15 protein-coding genes and 1 pseudogene are annotated in these 16,481 nt (G+C 60.1%); 4 read left to right on the top strand and 12 right to left on the bottom strand.

Going from position 1 to position 16,481, the window contains the following annotated elements:
- Positions 1-43 precede the first annotated feature (43 nt).
- Genes AC07VO_RS16785 through AC07VO_RS16765 form a run of 5 tightly spaced genes read right to left on the bottom strand, consistent with a single transcriptional unit; the run spans position 44 to position 5,432 of the window.
- Positions 44-1,045, bottom strand: coding sequence for an AAA family ATPase (locus tag AC07VO_RS16785; protein WP_064616339.1), 1,002 nt, complete (start codon positions 1,043-1,045; stop codon positions 44-46).
- A complete protein-coding gene (locus AC07VO_RS16780; RefSeq protein WP_064616340.1) occupies positions 1,042-2,205 on the bottom strand; it encodes a DUF4350 domain-containing protein in 1,164 nt (387 codons plus the stop codon). The genes AC07VO_RS16785 and AC07VO_RS16780 overlap by 4 nt, the downstream gene beginning before the upstream one ends.
- Entirely contained in the window at positions 2,202-3,746 is a 1,545-nt protein-coding gene (locus AC07VO_RS16775; RefSeq protein WP_495007625.1) for a DUF4129 domain-containing protein, read from the bottom strand. Before AC07VO_RS16775 ends, AC07VO_RS16780 begins: the two co-directional genes overlap by 4 nt.
- On the bottom strand, positions 3,733-4,710 hold the full coding sequence (locus AC07VO_RS16770) for a stage II sporulation protein M (protein ID WP_064616342.1): 978 nt from the start codon (positions 4,708-4,710) through the stop codon (positions 3,733-3,735). Before AC07VO_RS16770 ends, AC07VO_RS16775 begins: the two co-directional genes overlap by 14 nt.
- Positions 4,707-5,432, bottom strand: a complete 726-nt coding sequence (locus tag AC07VO_RS16765) for an RDD family protein (RefSeq protein ID WP_018926528.1) — start codon at positions 5,430-5,432, stop codon at positions 4,707-4,709. The genes AC07VO_RS16770 and AC07VO_RS16765 overlap by 4 nt, the downstream gene beginning before the upstream one ends.
- Before the next feature lie 183 nt (positions 5,433-5,615).
- Between AC07VO_RS16765 and sbcB the strand changes: the two genes are divergently transcribed.
- The gene (sbcB, locus tag AC07VO_RS16760; protein WP_086944493.1) at positions 5,616-7,046 is read left to right on the top strand and encodes an exodeoxyribonuclease I; all 1,431 of its coding nucleotides are present in this window, start codon (positions 5,616-5,618) and stop codon (positions 7,044-7,046) included.
- Between the two features lie 98 nt (positions 7,047-7,144).
- On the opposite strand, the gene mvaT is transcribed toward sbcB, so the two are convergent.
- The gene (mvaT, locus tag AC07VO_RS16755; RefSeq protein ID WP_007933316.1) at positions 7,145-7,522 is read right to left on the bottom strand and encodes a histone-like nucleoid-structuring protein MvaT; all 378 of its coding nucleotides are present in this window, start codon (positions 7,520-7,522) and stop codon (positions 7,145-7,147) included.
- Between the two features lie 327 nt (positions 7,523-7,849).
- Here mvaT and purU point away from each other — a divergent pair, with 327 nt between their 5' ends.
- Positions 7,850-8,698, top strand: coding sequence for a formyltetrahydrofolate deformylase (purU, locus tag AC07VO_RS16750; protein WP_018926525.1), 849 nt, complete (start codon positions 7,850-7,852; stop codon positions 8,696-8,698).
- Positions 8,699-8,779: 81 nt separating this feature from the next.
- On the top strand, positions 8,780-8,956 hold the full coding sequence (locus AC07VO_RS16745) for a hypothetical protein (RefSeq protein WP_173861182.1): 177 nt from the start codon (positions 8,780-8,782) through the stop codon (positions 8,954-8,956).
- A 19-nt stretch (positions 8,957-8,975) separates the two neighbouring features.
- Here AC07VO_RS16745 and gpgF read toward each other — a convergent pair whose 3' ends face one another.
- From gpgF to AC07VO_RS16720, 5 genes and pseudogenes are all read right to left on the bottom strand, one after another.
- Entirely contained in the window at positions 8,976-9,971 is a 996-nt protein-coding gene (gene gpgF, locus AC07VO_RS16740; RefSeq protein WP_495007624.1) for a glucosaminyl phosphatidylglycerol flippase, read from the bottom strand.
- Positions 9,968-10,744, bottom strand: a complete 777-nt coding sequence (gpgD, locus tag AC07VO_RS16735; RefSeq protein ID WP_495007623.1) for an N-acetylglucosaminyl phosphatidylglycerol deacetylase — start codon at positions 10,742-10,744, stop codon at positions 9,968-9,970. The genes gpgF and gpgD overlap by 4 nt, the downstream gene beginning before the upstream one ends.
- Positions 10,737-11,858, bottom strand: a complete 1,122-nt coding sequence (gene gpgS, locus AC07VO_RS16730; protein ID WP_018926521.1) for an N-acetylglucosaminyl phosphatidylglycerol synthase — start codon at positions 11,856-11,858, stop codon at positions 10,737-10,739. The genes gpgD and gpgS overlap by 8 nt, the downstream gene beginning before the upstream one ends.
- Positions 11,859-12,102: 244 nt before the next feature.
- A complete protein-coding gene (locus AC07VO_RS16725) occupies positions 12,103-12,867 on the bottom strand; it encodes a methyl-accepting chemotaxis protein (protein ID WP_425439644.1) in 765 nt (254 codons plus the stop codon).
- A gap of 93 nt (positions 12,868-12,960) precedes the next feature.
- Positions 12,961-13,992, bottom strand: a pseudogene (locus AC07VO_RS16720) (HAMP domain-containing protein); the annotation flags it as partial.
- A 182-nt stretch (positions 13,993-14,174) separates the two neighbouring features.
- Here AC07VO_RS16720 and AC07VO_RS16715 point away from each other — a divergent pair.
- Complete coding sequence (locus tag AC07VO_RS16715; protein WP_495007622.1) at positions 14,175-15,662, top strand: helicase HerA-like domain-containing protein; 1,488 nt, start codon at positions 14,175-14,177, stop codon at positions 15,660-15,662.
- Positions 15,663-15,721: 59 nt separating this feature from the next.
- On the opposite strand, the gene AC07VO_RS16710 is transcribed toward AC07VO_RS16715, so the two are convergent.
- On the bottom strand, positions 15,722-16,177 hold the full coding sequence (locus AC07VO_RS16710) for a DUF721 domain-containing protein (protein WP_018926518.1): 456 nt from the start codon (positions 16,175-16,177) through the stop codon (positions 15,722-15,724).
- Between the last annotated feature and the right edge of the window lie 304 nt (positions 16,178-16,481).

Genomic DNA, 16,481 nt, shown 5'->3' with positions numbered 1-16,481 from the left:
GGAGCAAGCTCCCTCGCCACAGGGGTGGTCCGGATGGCCATGTTCACAGGCGTGGCGCCGGCACTTGGTCGAGCAGTTGCTTGAGCACCTGATCGACGTCCAGCCCTTCGATGTCCAGCTCCGGGGCAATCCGCACGCGGTGACGCAGTACCGCCAGGGCGCAACCTTTGATGTCGTCGGGAATCACGAACTCGCCCCCGCGCAACAAGGCGCGGGCGCGGGCGCAACGTGCCAGGGCGATGGAGGCGCGAGGCCCGGCGCCGAGAGTCAGGCCTGGCCAGGTGCGGGTGGTGCGGGCCAGGCGCACGGCGTAATCGAGCACCTGATCGTCCAGCGGCAGGTCACTGGCAATGCGCTGCAAGGCCAGCACGTCCTTGGCTTGCAACACGGTGCGCAGCGGTTGTACATCGAGCATGTCGGCGCGGGTCGAGCGGCTGACCTGACGCACCATGTCCAGTTCCTGATCGGCCTCGGGGTAGTCCATGCGCACCTTGAGCATGAAGCGGTCGAGCTCGGCTTCGGGTAACGGGTAAGTGCCTTCCTGTTCGATGGGGTTTTGCGTGGCCAGCACCATGAACGGTTGCGCGATGGGCAAAGCGCGGCCTTCGAGGGTGACCTGGCGTTCCTGCATGGCTTCGAGCAACGCGGCCTGGGTTTTTGCCGGGGCGCGGTTGATTTCATCGGCCAGCAGCAGGTTGGTGAACAACGGGCCTTTGCGCAGTTTGAATTGCTCGGTTTGCAGGTCGTACACCGCATGCCCGGTGACGTCGCTGGGCATCAGGTCCGGGGTGAACTGGATGCGGGCGTATTCGCCACCGAAGCAACGGGCGAGGGCGCGCACCAGCAACGTCTTGCCCAACCCCGGCACGCCTTCGAGCAGCACATGGCCGCCGGCGATCAGGGCGGTGAGCACATCATCGATTACGGTGTTCTGGCCGATCACCGCTTTTTGCAACTCCGTTCTTATCGCCTGGGCCAACTGGCCGGCGCGCTGGCGCTGCTGGGCGGCGTGGGTCTGGGTGCCGGGCTCGATCTGTTCACTCATAAGGCGTTCCTCAAGGTTTGCAGGTGGGCGACCTGACGGCTGAATTCAGCGCTGGACAGCCGCTGTTTCGGTCGCGGGCTCATGGCCTGGCTGATGGCGCGTGTGGGGTGGCCGGTCAGGCGTGCGAGCACCAGCCATTGTTCGGCGACGCCGAGTTGTTCAAAACCGGGATGACGGTGGCGGACACGACGCAGGATGTCTTGCTGCAAGGCGTGCAACAGGCTGTGCTGACCGCTGCGGCGCAGCATGAAATCGGCGCTTGCGCGCAGGTGTTCCTGAAGATGCCGACGCGCCCTTGGGGCCGGCTCCAGCAACGGGCCGCTGCGCACGCCAACGTGCCAGAAACCCAAAGCGATCAAGGCGATCAGGGCCACCAGGGCTTGGGGAAAGTAACGCCACAACAAGGTCAGCAGACTGTCGTGCTCGGTATTGAACAGCAGGGTCACATCGGTGTCAGCCGTCAGGTACCACAGCAGCCAGGCGTTGTCGTACTGGTTGATGGCCGGGGTTTTCCAGAGGTCGGCATCGGTGACCACGGTGATCGAACCCAGCCCGTGGCTCAGCTGCATCATGTGCGTGGCCTTGCCACTGTTGGCCCAGGCCTGGGCGAGGTTTTTCGGGTCGTCGAGGTGGAACGCGGTATCGAAGCTGAAGTAGGCCGGCGCCTCTTCGTTTTCCAGATAGAGCTTGGTCAGTTTGGGGTAGGGATCATCGCGCAGATCGGGAGGCGAGTCCTTGAGGTCTTTGCTCAGGAACTGGTGCAACTGCACCCGGTCGAGCAGCAGGTCATTGCTTTGGCCGGTCTTTTCATCCCACAGGGCTTCGGCGACGAATACCAGGCGCCCACCGGCCCGGGTCCAGTTCAACACCTGATCCACCTGGCGCGGCGACATGTTCGAGCGGTCGCCGAGCAACAACAGGCTGTGCTGACGCGGTTCGAGGGTCGGCAGGATGTCGAGGCTGTTGGCGTGGCTGACGGTCAGGCCCTGTTTGCGCAGAAAATGCTCGGCGGCCAGGTAGGGATTGGCCTGGGCTTCAGGGGACGGGCCGTGTTCGATTTGTACCTGATAGGGTGTGGCCTTGAAATACAGGTAAACACTCAGCGCACCCAAGAGCACGACGATGAACACGCCGACCGCCAGCCATGCCCTGCGATTCAACGGACCGCTCCGGGGCCGAACAATGCGCGCCAGCCGTCACACAGTTCCTGTTGCAAATGCGCCGGTGGCAGGCGATGCCCGTAGGCCATGTTCTGCCAGTGTGCGGTCAGGCTTTTACTGAAGGCCAGCAACGCCGGTTGCTTCAAATGTTCAACGCGCTGAAGCACTTCGCCTTCGGTGTCGGCGGGCTTGAGCGTCATGTCGAAGTCGTTCAACAAGTGGCTGAGCAAGGCGCGATAGAGCAAGCCAAGGGCTTCACGCGGGTTGGTTTGCCAGAGGCTTTCGGCGCTGGCCGCAATATCGGCGGGCAGGGTTTCGCGGTTGAGGTCCAGGCCGAACGCCTGCTGCGGCAATGGTCGCGTCACTTTTCGGTTGAGCGCTGGTCGGCGGCTGACGAACGCTTGCAACCAGTCGCGGTAACGCCAGATCAACAGGCCAATGGCGCCGATCACCGCGCCCCACAGCAACACCTCGATCAGGTTGGCCAATGCGCCGAAACGTTGGCTGTCGAGCAAACTGAACAGCGCTTTCAGCCAGGCGGGTGTTTGACCACCGTGCGCAGTATCGTCGTTGGGCTTGTCTTCGCCAAACCGATAGCGGGTCACCGTTTCCTTGTTCTTGAACGGTGGCTGATCGAGGATGGCCTTGATGCTGTCTCGGGATGCCTGACTGGTCAGCGGTTGCTCCAGCAGACGCGGGCTGTCCGGTGACATGCCCGGTTCGGCGGCCCATACGCTTTGCCCCGTCGGCACCAGCACAAACGCCGCCAGCAGTAGCGTGATGACTGCGCTGCTCAGGCGTTGGCGCAAGCGGCGGAACACCAGTTCGATGTCCCAGGCTTCCAGCCGTGTGCGCCGGTTCAGGTAAAGGCTGAAACCACAGGCGACATAAATCGGTTCCCAGACCACCAGCACCAGGGCGTAAAAAGCATTGGTCAGGTGCTCCAGCCAGCGCCAGTCTTGTGTGGCGGCGGCAATCAAGGTCTGCCAGCCCCAGTCGAGTTCGACCTGCAGCGGCAAGAGCATGTAGAACAGCACCATCAGGCCGATCCACAACGCGGTTTCCAGGTGCACGCCGATGATCGTCAGCCATTGCGCGGCACCGGCATTGCGCTGCAACAGCACGCGTAAACGCTGTTGTCGTGCTTCGCCCTCCAGGCCTTCGAGTTGTACCACCGGCATCAGAAAGCTGCGGCTCAGGCTCAGGCGGCGCCAGGTCAGGCTGGCCAGCAGTTGCGGCGGGAGCAGGCGCGGCCATTGGCGCAGGGCCTGTTTCAGTGTGGGTGTTTCGCCGAACATGGCTTTGGACAGGATGTACAGCGGTAGCCGGTCGAACGCCGGTTTGAGCCACCAGAACAGGAACAGGGCGAGGGAGGGCGACTCCCACAGCATCAAGCTGAGCAAGGTAAAAATCGGTAGGGTCACGATCGCCCAACTGGTCATCAACAGGCGTCGATGGCGCTGACTCAGCAGCACCCCCAGGTCCATGGCTTCCCAGTTTGTGCGTGGGCGAATCACTGCACTGACGTCACTCAGGCGCATGGCGGGTCCGTCCGGCAAACAGCAGATAAGTCGCGACCAACACCCAGAGCGCTGCGCCGACCAGGTATTTGGTCAGCGGCGTGACTCCGGTCCGCGACGACCAGTAGGCTTCTATAAACGCTGCAATCAACAAAAACAGCATGACCCCGCAAATCAGCAACACGCTCTTGCTCGCCGCCACTCGCAGGGCTTCGGCGCGGGGCAAACGTCCCGGCGCGATCAACGCCCAGCCCAGTTGCAGGCCGGCGGCACCGGCCAGGGCAATGGCGCTCAGTTCGAAGGCGCCGTGCCCGATCACGAATGACCAGAAGGTTTGCCCGTAGCCGATGTGCGTCAGGTGCCCGGCCACCGCACCGATCATCAAGCCGTTGAAGAACAGGAAAAACGCGCTGCCCAGGCCAAACAGCAAACCGCTGGCGAAGGTCTGAAACGCGATGCCGATGTTGTGCATGATGTAGTAACCGAACATCTCCCAGTCTTCACTGGCCGCCCGTTCTGCCAAGCGCCCCAGATGACCGGCGACGGGGTCGTACATGCTTTGCATCTCACTGACCTGCTCGGCCGGGATCAGGTTGTAGACCAGTTCCGGGAACAGATACACCAGCAGCCCGATGCCAATCAGGCTGCCAAAAAATATCAGGCTGGCGGCAAGCACGAAGGGCCATTGTTCGCGCACCAGTCGCGGGAAGTCGGCAAGGATGAAGCTCAGTACGTTGGCCCTCAGCCAACTGCGATGCCGATAAAGCTGTTGATGCCCGCGCAGCACTTGTTGCTGTAACGAGTCGACCAAAAAGCTGCTGTAACCACGCTCCTGAGCCAGGGCCAGGTGTTGGCAGAGCCGTCGATAGTCGCTGGGGAAGCTGGCGACTCGCGAGGTTTCCTTGCCGCGTTCCAGCCGTTCGAGCATGAGTGCAAACTGCTCCCATTCGGTCTTGTGGCGGCTTTCGAATAGGCTTTGCTTCATGTCGGGCCCAACAGTCCGCGGGCGATGCCGTTGAGTTCGGCCACGGCCTGCGGCGCTGAAACGTGCAGCGGTTGCGCGAGTATCGAGGCGAGTTCACCTGCCCGCGCCTCGGAGAGTTCACCCTGGCGCTCGGCAAACCCGAGGATGGCGCGTTGCTCGGTCAGCGTCAGCGCGAAAGCGGCACGGCGCGGCGGGGCATCGGGTAACTGCGGTCGGGTGAGCGGTTGTTCGCGGTAGATCACCAGCGTGCCGGCGGCCAGATCGCCGAGGCGTTTGAAGGTGGGATGTTGCAGGCAACTGATCGCCCCGAGGAAGTAGCCGAACGGCAACATGTCGACAAATCGCAACAGGTTGCGCAGCAAGGACGCGGACCAGCCGATCGGGGTGCCATCGTCGTGCACCACGCGCAATCCCATCCATTGTTTGCCCGGCGAGCGCCCCTGATTGAGCACCTCGAACAGCACCATGTACCACCAGCTCACCACGAACAGCAAAATCGAGCCAAGCCCCGCGCCGAGTTTGCCGAGGAACGCCAGCACCATGAACAGCAGGCCCAGGATCAACCCGCGCAGGCCCAGGTCGATGGTGAACGCCAGCGCACGGACCATCAACCCGGCCGGGCGCAGTGGCAAGTCGATGCCTTCGGGCGTTTCGACCTGATACCGCGTATCCAGTGGCGGGGCCAGCGTTGCTTTCCGTGGCAGTGCTGTGGTCTCGAGCATGGGCAACCTTGCTGTGGCCGGTTTGCGATTCGATGTCCGTTCGATGCTAGCAGCCTCTCGGGGGGAAACGACATAACTATGTATTGCACGGTATGCGGCCGGAGGTGATTGAATGACAACATTTCTGGTCGAGGCAGCCTGTGTGCGCCTAGACTTCGCCGGTCTTCTGTTCAGGAACAACCCGTGACCTCGATCTTCTGGTACGACTACGAAACCACTGGCATCAACCCCCGTTGCGACCGTCCGTTGCAAGTGGCGGGGATTCGCACCGACTTCGATCTCAATGAAATAGACGAGCCGGTCAATCTCTACTGCCAGCCCAGTGACGACATCCTGCCGCATCCGGCAGCCTGCGCGATCACCGGTATCACGCCTGGCCTTCTGGCCGAGCAAGGTTTGAGCGAAGCCGATTTCATGACCCGGGTTCATGCCCAGCTCGCCCTGCCCGGCACTTGTGGGGCGGGGTACAACACGCTGCGTTTCGACGACGAGATGACCCGTTACAGCCTGTATCGAAACTTTTTCGACCCCTACGCACGGGAGTGGCAGGGCGGCAACAGCCGCTGGGACCTGATCGACATCGTGCGCGCGGCTTATGCGTTGCGTCCCGATGGCTTCGTCTGGCCCACGGATGACGAAGGGCGGGTGACGCTCAAGCTCGAACGCCTGACCGCCGCCAATGGCATCGATCACGGAAATGCCCACGAGGCGCTATCGGATGTTCGCGCCACAATCGCCCTGGCGCGTCTGATTCGTGAAAAACAGCCGAAGTTGTATGACTGGCTGTTTCAGTTACGCAGCAAACAAAAGGTGATGGACCAGATTCGGCTGTTGCAGCCGATGGTGCACATTTCCGGACGCTTTTCGGCGGCCCGCCATTATGTCGGCGTGGTACTGCCACTGGCCTGGCATCCACGCAATCGCAACGCGCTGATTGTCTGTGACCTGCACCTGGACCCTCAGGGGCTGCTCGATCTGGATACCGAAACCTTGCGTCAGCGGCTTTATACACGCCGTGACGATCTGGCCGAAGGCGAACTGCCCGTGCCGCTCAAGCTCATACACATCAACAAGTGCCCGGTCGTGGCGCCGTTATCGGTACTTCGTCCCGAAGATCAGCAACGTTTGGGGCTGGACATGGCGCTCTATCAGGAACGGGCGCTGCGGCTAAGTGCCGCACAACAACTTTGGCAAGATAAAGTCTCGGGAGTTTATGCCCGCGAGGATTTCGCCGCGAGCCTGGACCCCGAGCAACAGTTATACGACGGTTTTATCGGCGATCGGGATCGGCGTCTATGTGAGCAAGTCAGAGCCGCCGACCCTGCGCAATTAGCACAAGAACAGTGGCCTTTCGATGATGAACGTTTGCCCGAATTATTGTTTCGTTATCGCGCACGCAACTTTCCGGATACGTTGAGCCTGGAAGAGCAAGAACGCTGGCGAATATTTTGTCAGCAGCGTTTGTCCGTGCCGGAGTGGGGCGCTCCCAATACGCTGGAAAGTTTTCTGACAGCTGCCGCCCAATTGACGATTAGTCCTACATCGTTTCAGCAAGAGGTTCTGGATGAATGGCAGATTCATGTCCAGGCATTACGCAAACGTTTGAATATTTGAAAACGAAAATGACTTGCGATTGAATTCCGGGCATAAAAAAACGCCAGCATTTGCTGGCGTTCTTTTGGTCGCGGATCAGTCTGCGACGTGCTTGCGGCTTAGCCCAGCAGGGTAGCCCAGCCTTCAACCACGTCACCGCCCCACTTGGCTTTCCACTCTTTCAGAGTTTTGTGGTTGCCACCTTTGGTTTCGATGACTTCGCCGTTGTGCGGGTTTTTGTATTGTTTAACTTTGCGAGCACGCTTGGTGCCAGTAGTTTTTACTGCGCCGCCACGTGGAGCCTTGGTTTTGGACTCTGGATCCAATAGGGCAATGATGTCACGCAGGGATTTGGAGTATTCGCCCATCAGGGTGCGCAATTTGCCTTCGAATTCCAGCTCGGTTTGCAGTTTGTCGTCTTGGGACAGGTTCTTCAAACGGGCTTGCAGCTCTTTGATAGCTTCTTCGGTGGCGCGATATTCGTTGATCAAGGACATGAGGACTACCTTATGTTGGCGCTGGATGACAGGGTGACAGTGCGACAATAATAGTCAGGGTGTTTCATCAAGTAAACATTTAACCGAAGTTTTACTTAAATTAGTTGCGGTGAATAGGACACACATTGGAGAGACAGTTAAATAGCGTCACAAATATTCACAGTTAACCTCTTGAAGGCTGGCTACAAGAGCACCATGCACTGGCGTATGGCACCGCCGGAACCTGTGCCGATGACCGCAATCCGCAGCCGCGCGTCATCAATACTGCAGTTTTGCTGCGCAATCGCTAGAATGGCGGCCTTTGCGAAGTTCTGGAGTTTCCCCCTCATGCGCACTTTTCGGCTGGTGATTGCTTGCCCGGACCGCGTCGGTATCGTTGCTAAAGTCAGTAACTTTCTGGCGTCACATAACGGCTGGATCACTGAAGCGAGCCATCACTCGGACAATCAGAGTGGCTGGTTCTTCATGCGTCACGAAATTCGTGCCGATTCGCTGCCTTTCGGTATCGAAGCCTTTCGCGAAGCGTTTGCACCGATTGCCCAAGAGTTCTCGATGGACTGGCGCATCACCGACACCGAGCAGAAGAAGCGCGTGGTGTTGATGGCCAGCCGTGAGTCCCATTGCCTGGCTGACTTGTTGCACCGCTGGCACAGCGACGAACTGGACTGCGAAATCGCCTGCGTGATTTCCAACCATGACGATTTGCGCAGCATGGTCGAGTGGCACGGTATTCCTTACTACCATGTACCGGTCAACCCGCAGGACAAGGAACCGGCCTTCGCCGAAGTCTCGCGCCTGGTCAAACAGCACGACGCCGAAGTGGTGGTACTTGCTCGTTACATGCAGATTCTGCCGCCCGACTTGTGCAGCGAATATGCCCACAAAGTCATCAACATTCACCATAGCTTCCTGCCGTCGTTCGTCGGCGCCAAGCCGTATCATCAGGCTTCGATGCGCGGTGTGAAGTTGATCGGTGCCACTTGCCACTATGTCACCGAAGAGTTGGACGCCGGTCCGATCATCGAGCAGGACGTGGTGCGTGTCAGCCACAGCGACAGTATTGAAGACATGGTGCGCTTCGGTCGTGACGTCGAGAAAATGGTGCTGGCCCGTGGCCTGCGTTACCACCTGGAAGACCGGGTGTTGGTGCACGGCAACAAAACCGTCGTGTTCTGACAACCATACGGTTGAAATCCGAAGGGCCTGGGCGTTCAATCGCTTCAGGCCCTTCGCCGTTTCTGCACCGAGGACATGACCATGGCCGATCCGCTGGATAAAGCCGTTTCCAAGGCGCCCGCCACATTGGGCGAGGGCTGTTTGAGCCGCTACGATCCGGACGACCTGAGCCCCGAAGACGGCACGGAGTTTCCCGGCGCCGCCGAGTTGTGGGAGCAGTTGCAGGACGATTCTGAAGATACAGCCGGTGGTGCCTGAAAAGCCCCTGTGGCGATCTTTAAGCTTGCTTGAACTTCATCAACTTCTTCAGCAATGGCCGCCCGAGCATCAGCAGAAACACCGGGCCACCGACCACCAGATAGAAGTAATAAGTCACCGTCCGCCAGATCAGAATCGCTGCCGCCGCGGTGGATTTCCCCACCATCGGCGCCAGCAGCGCCGCCGATGTCAGTTCCGCCGCCCCGGCACCGCCCGGCAACAGACTGAATTGCCCCGCACTCAATGACAGCATCTGGATCAGAAAGCACCAGGCCCATTGCAAGTCCACGCCCAGCCCGCGTAATGCCAGATACAGCACGCTATACCGCAAGATCCAATGCAGGCAGGTCAGGGCAAACACCGTGATCAATGTTTGAAAGGGTAACTTCAGTGTGTCGGTGAATGCCGCCAGGAAGTGCAGGAGCTTTCGCGCCCAACGAAGCCGGGTCGCTTCCTTGACATTGAAACGGGCGAGCAACCGACCACTCAGGCGAATCAGCGAACGGTGGCAGCGAGCCATCAATACACAGCTGAACAGCCCGCCGAACAACGAGATGGCGCTGACCGTCAGCATCCATTCCAGGCGCTGACTGAGGTGCTGGAACAGTGCATAAATCAGAATCGCGCTCAGCGCGCAGAGAAAAAACAGCAAGTCGCTCAACTGGTCCATGGCGAACACGGCGCTGCCCCTGGCCGGCCGCACGCCGTGGCGCGCCAACAGGGCCATGATGGTCAGCGGTCCACCACTGCCGCCGGGGGTGGCGCAGTAGGCGAACTCGGCGGACATCACCACCCCGAGGCTTTTGAGTCGGCTCACCTTGTCACGCTGATCGCCCAGCAACAGGCGCAAGCGCAGGGTGTTGAGCGCCCAGCACAACAGGATCATGCCGAACATGATCAGCAGCCATTCCAGCGGGAAGCGTTGCAACCGCGACCATGTCTCGCCGCCGCCCAGCAACGACGGGATGAGCACCGCAGCGAGCAGCGCGATGACCAGCAGAATTCCCCGGCTCATGCTGCGCGACCGATGGGGTCGCGTTGCAGTTTCAACCAACCGGCCTTGGTCATCGGCACACGGCCCTCGTCGAGCAAGCGCTTGAGCGTTTGCAGCCAATATTGACGCGAGAACTCATGTCGCATGTCCACCGGGTGCAGGCCGAGACGAATCACCGGCGCCTGGCGCCAGCGCTGTTCGCGCTGATCGCTGACGATTTTCGACAGGCCACGGCGCCAGGCGCTGCGTGCGCTCCAGACCAGGCCTGGGGCATCGATCGCAGTGAAATCCGGCAAACGATACAGGTGCTGCGAATCGCTGGTGTAGCGCAGCGGTAACTGACGCAACGCCTGACGGGTGCCTTCGCTCATCAGCCAGGCGGGGGCGACAAAGCCTTCGAGCGGCCAGTTGTAGCGATGGAATACCTCGATTCCGGCGCGCAGGCGGGTGAGGGCGGCGTCTAGAGGCAGGTCATAGAACTCGCCTTCATGGGTATAGATCCGGCGCATGAACCAGTCTCGGGGAGTGGTGGGAATCGACCCTTCATCGCAATGGTAGTAACCGTGCAGTACCAGTTCGTCGCCGCGAGCGACGCGACGGCTCAGCAAACGTCGAAACTCCGGATGTGCGTCAAGGTCGTCATGTTTGTGGAAATTCGGCACCACCAGCCAGGTCATCGGCACTGTACCCAGTGCGTCGACGGCTTCGACGAAGGCCTGGTAATCGGGCCAGGTCTGCGGTGCAACGTCGTGTAGCACCAATAACAGACTGGGTGTGTTCATGGGCTCAGCCATTGGCGATCAGCGGCCATTGCGTGCCGAGTACGGCGTGATAGTGCCCCAGCAGGCTGTGGACCACGGTGTCCCAGGCGTAATGTTGCTCGACATGCCGTCGGGCCTGTTTGCCCAACGCGGCGCTGCCTTGGCTGAACAGTTCGCGAACGGTGTTGGCCATCGCCACTGGATTGTTCGGCGCGCAGAGCAAGCCGCATTGATCGGTGACAATCTCCTGGAAAGCCCCGGCCGCCACGGCCACCACGGGAATGCCACTGGCCATGGCTTCGAGAACCACCAGGCCAAAGGTTTCCTGGTCGCCGGCATGCACCAGCGCGTCGGCGCTGGCCATCAGGCGTGCGACTTGCGCTGCCGGGCAGAATTCATCGAGGACGGTGACATTGCGCGGCACCAGGGTCGGCATCGACGAGCCCACCAGCAGCAAGTGGTAGCGACGACCCAGGCGTTTCATGCAGTTGAGCAGCACCGGCAGGTTTTTTTCCTTGGAGCCGCGGCCGGCGAAGATCAGCAGGTGAGTGTTTTCATCGATGCCCAATTCGGCCCGCAGGCCTGGATCCCGAACGCTGGGGTTGAACGTTTGCAGGTCGACGCCCAAGGGCTGTACGAAAACGTTCTTCACCCCTAACCCGATCAGTTTGTCGGCCATGACCTGGCTTGGCGCCAGAACCCGGTCGAAGTTGCCGTAGAGCTTGCTGACATAAGCCTCGACATTGGGTGTAACCCAGTTGCCCATGCGATTGCTGACCAGCATCGGCAGGTCGGAGTGATAAAAACCGATTACCGGCACATCGAGTTGTCGCTTGGCGTCCAAAGCGGCCCAGGCGGTCAGGTAAGGGTCGCCGACTTCAATCAGATCGGGTTGTAAATCTCGCAGAACATTGCGCCACGGCCCGAGACGGAGGGGGAAGCGATAACCCTTGCCGAAGGGCAGGGCGGGGGCCGGAACCGTATAGACACCATCCTGTTCACTCAAATGCGCCCCTGGGATCAGCAGGCTATGGCAAATGCCGGGTTTGATGCCCAAACGACGGTGCTTGGCATCCAGATACGTGCGCACGCCACCGCTGGCAGGGGCGTAGAACATGGTTATGTCAGCGATATGCACGATGAACATCCCTCCGGGTTCGATGTGCTCCCTTTGGTTGACCTATATGAAGGATAGATGTTCGGTTGGGTTTTGCGGCGATGCCGAGGGCTTTGGACTGTTGTGTGGCGAGGGAGCGTGCTCCCGCTCGGCTGCGAAGCAGTCGTAAAATCAGCTGGTGTGTTCAATCTGACACACCTTCAATCCCGATTTTTGGGTCGCTTTGCGACCCAGCGGGAGCAAGCTCCCTCGCCACGGTGTCTGTGAACAGACGCTAGATACGGAAACTGCCCACCAATTGCTTCAAGCGCGAGGCCTGCTGCTCAAGGTCCGAGCACGCCCGCAGGGTCGATTGCAGGTTTTCCACGCCTTCCTGGTTCAGCGTGTTGATCTCGGTGATGTCCACATTGATCGACTCCACCACTGCCGTCTGTTCCTCGGTCGCCGTGGCCACCGACTGGTTCATGCCGTCGATTTCGCCGATGCGCAACGTCACGCTGTTCAGGCGCTCGCCCGCCAGGTTGGCGATTTCCACGCTGTCCTGGCTGTGGCGCTGGCTGTCGCTCATGGTGCTGACGGATTCGCGGGCGCCGACTTGCAGCTCTTCGATCATGGTCTGCACCTGTTGCGCCGACTCCTGTGTGCGGTGCGCCAGGTTGCGTACCTCGTCGGCCACCACGGCAAAACCGCGCCCGGCTTCACCGGCCCGCGCTGCTTCGATGGCGGCGTTGAGCGCCAGCAGGTTGGTTTGCTGGGAAATGCTGGTGATCACTTCGAGAATCTGCCCGATGTTCACGGTTTTGCTGTTCAGCGATTCGATGTTGGTGCTCGAAGCGCTGAGCATGCTCGACAGCTGATTCATCGCGGCAATGCTGCGATCCACCACTTGCTGGCCGTCTTCGGCCAGGCTGCGGGCATCGCTGGCCTGATTCGATGCCTGGGCGGCGTTACGGGCGATTTCCTGAGCCGCGGCGCCGAGCTGGTTGATGGCCGCGGCGACGCTGCTGGTGCGCGAAGCTTGCTGGTCGGAGTTGAACATCGACGAGTTCGAGGCCGCCACCACCCGCAAGGCCACTTCGTTGACCTGGCCGGTGGCCGAGGACACTTCGCGGATCGATGTATGAATTCGCTCCACGAAACGATTGAACGCCGTGCCAAGGACGCCGAATTCGTCCTGATTCTGGATGGTCAGGCGTTTGGTCAGGTCGCCTTCACCGTCGGCGATGTCTTCCATGGCGCGGGTCATCACGTGCAGCGGCTGGATCAGCAGGCGGATCAGCATGCCCAGCAAGCCAATGATGATGGCCACTGCAATCAGGGTCGCGATGATCGCCGAGGTGCGGAATTCGCTGAGCATGGAGAAGGCTTTGTCCTTGTCCACCGACAGGCCGATGTACCAGTTGACCGAGGACAGTCCCTTGATCGGGGTGAAGGTCACGATGCGGGTTTTGCCGTCGACTTCGATCTCGCTCGGCTTATTACCGATGACGGGCGTGTCTTGTGGGTAGACGTCCTTGAGGTTTTTCATCGCCAGCGTTTTGTCCGGGTGGACCAGGATCTTGCCGTCGGCGCTGACCAGGAACGCATAGCCCATGCCGTCGAAGTCCAGCGCGTTGAGGCTGTCGGTGATCGCTTGCAGGCTCAGGTCGCCACCGACCACACCGATGTTCTGACCGTCCTTGAGAACGCTGTCGACGATGGAAATCACCAACTGGCCAGACGCCAGGTCGATGTAAGGTTCGGTCAAGGCTGACCCGCTGGTGCTTTGCGCGCTCTTGTACCAAGGGCGGACGCGAGGGTCATAGCCGTCGGGCATCTTGCTGTCCGGACGGATAATGAAGGTGCCATCCTTGTTGCCCAGGTAGGCACCCATGAAGGTCGATGTGACAGCCTTCTGTTCCAGCAGTTTGGCGACGTTGTCGGTCTCGGCGTTCAGGGCAACGGTCTGTGACAGGTTTTCGATCAACAGGCTACGACCCGCCAGCCAGGTCTGAATGTTCTTGGCGGTGACGTTACCCATTTCTTGCAGGTAGTTGTCCAGGTCGCGGCGTATCGCATTGCGCTGCAAATAGTCGTTGTACAGTGTGAACGAAGCGAATGCGGCGATAACGATCAGGGCGGCGGCAAGCAGTATTTTATGGCTGAAGCGCAGGTTTTTATTCATGGCTTGGGGTCCGCTAGGTCTTAATGTCCAGGGCGTGCTTTTATAAAGGCACGCAAATTGGGCAGTGTTGAAAGTAAGCTGATAGTTCCGTCTCTCCTTAGGGAATTACCGACGCTATTTTCAGTCTGGTCTCTCGGTTGTTATCGGCCATGCAGGATCAAAGATTAACCATGGGTGACAAAATGCCTGACTCATCGCAACTCGTTATCGGCGCTGACCTCGCTGGCCAGCCAATCGCCCAGGCCATGCGCCTGGCGAACCGTCACGGTTTGGTAGCGGGCGCTACCGGGACCGGTAAAACCGTTACGTTGCAGCGCCTGGCCGAAGCGTTCAGCGATGCAGGCGTGGCGGTGTTCGCGGCGGATATCAAAGGCGACTTGTGCGGCCTGGGCGCCGCCGGTAACCCTCAAGGCAAGGTCGCGGAGCGGATCGCCGGCATGCCCTGGCTGAACCATAAGCCTCAGGCGTATCCGGTAACCCTGTGGGATATTCACGGTCAGTCCGGTCATCCATTGCGCACCACCTTGAGCGAAATGGGACCGTTGCTGCTCGGCAGCCTGCTGGAGCTGACCGACAGTCAGCAGTCGGCACTTTATGCCGCGTTCAAGGTGGCCGACCGCGAAGGGCTGTTGCTGCTGGATTTGAAGGATTTGAAGGCGCTGCTCAATCATCTGCGCGATAACCCCGAATTGCTGGGCGATGACGCCGCGCTGATGACCACCGGTTCCAGCCAGGCACTGTTGCGCCGTTTGGCGACGCTGGAACAGCAGGGCGCCGAAGCGTTGTTCGGTGAACCGGCACTGCAACTGGAAGATATTTTGCAGCCGGCGATGGACGGTCGCGGGCGCATCCACTTGCTCGACGCCAGCCGTCTGGTGCACGAAGCACCGAAAGTCTACGCGACGTTCCTGCTGTGGTTGCTGGCTGAATTGTTCGAGCAACTGCCGGAACGCGGCGATGCCGATAAACCGCTGCTGGCGCTGTTTTTCGACGAGGCGCACTTGTTGTTCGCCGGTACGCCCAAGGCGTTGCAGGATCGTCTGGAACAAGTGGTGCGGCTGATCCGTTCGAAAGGCGTGGGCGTGTATTTCGTCACCCAATCGCCGGGGGACTTACCGGATGATGTGCTGGCTCAGTTGGGCCTGCGTGTTCAGCACGGCTTGCGCGCGTTCACCGCCAAAGAGCAGAAATCCCTGCGTGCAGTGGCCGAGGGCTTCCGGCCGAACCCGGCATTTGATGCCTTGTCGGTGTTGACTGAGCTGGGCATCGGCGAGGCATTGGTCGGCACCTTGCAGGACAAGGGCACGCCGGAGATGGTCCAGCGTGTACTGGTCGCACCGCCGCAATCGCGGATCGGGCCGCTGACCGAGACTGAGCGCACGGTGCTGATTGCCGGTTCGCCGTTTAAAGGGCGATATGACAAACCGGTTGATCGCGAATCGGCCTATGAAGTGCTGATGGGGCGCAGGGGGTTGGCGCCGGAGCCTGAAACCGCGCCGGGCAAACCTGCCCCCGAAGAGCCGAGTTTCACCGAACAGGCCGGGGAATTCCTCGGTACGGCCGCAGGACAGGCGCTTAAATCGGCGATGCGACAGGCGGCCAATCAATTGGGCCGACAACTGGTACGCGGGTTGATGGGGTCATTGCTTGGGGGCAGTAAGCGCCGCTAGCGAGTGTACGCAGTCAAAATGTGGGAGCGGCGGTGTGGCGCTCCCACATTAAATTTGAGTCAGGATTTAGGTTTTGCGTGCGCCGCAAGGCGCTCCAGCGCCGCCCTTAGATTCGGGTCGGTAATCCCGTCAGCCGTCGCCTGAATGGTCGCCGCGGCATCCGTCGACAAATCCATGGTATGCCCAGCCGCTCCTTGCTGAACGGTCGGTGGCTGCACCTTGAACAGGATCCGCGTCAGGCTGGCGAACTCGTCGAACAGCTGTAACTGGCGTTGCAGACGCTTTTGTTGATAACGCAGGCGGGTGGCCCAGTGACCGTCGGTGACAATCAGCAATAAACTGCCTTCGCGCCACGACGCCACATGGCAATGCTCGCGGGCGGCCGGTTGCAGCTGGCTTTCCACCAGACGTTGCAAATGACCCAGGCGTTGAGCGTGGCCAAAGATGGCTTTCAGCGGTTTGGCTTCGCGAAGCAGAACGGCGGGTGCTCTGGCCGTGAGAGGGCGAAATGCCATGATCGAACACCTGAAGTAACAGAACGGCTATGGTAACAGAAAGCACCCGCTGGTCCCGACCCATTGCTTTACGAGCGCTTTACCCATTAAATCAACGAGTAACTTGTACCCTCAATGGGTTGAAGTTCAGTAAAAAGCCCTTATTTTAAGTGAGCCCCGTCACAGCGCAGTGCATGCATCGTGGAACAACGCCACTTTCCTCACCATCGTTTCCGGGTAGAATGCTCGTTCGCATGCGGCCATGAGGGCTGCACGGGCGACTCACGGGGCCGCCCTCCATCCCTTTAGTGTGGAAGATCCTGCC

It is taken from the genome of Pseudomonas sp. GW821-FHT03E01, from assembly GCF_059420765.1.
Note: the sequence above shows the minus strand (reverse complement) of the source record. Positions and strands in the feature narration are given on the sequence as shown.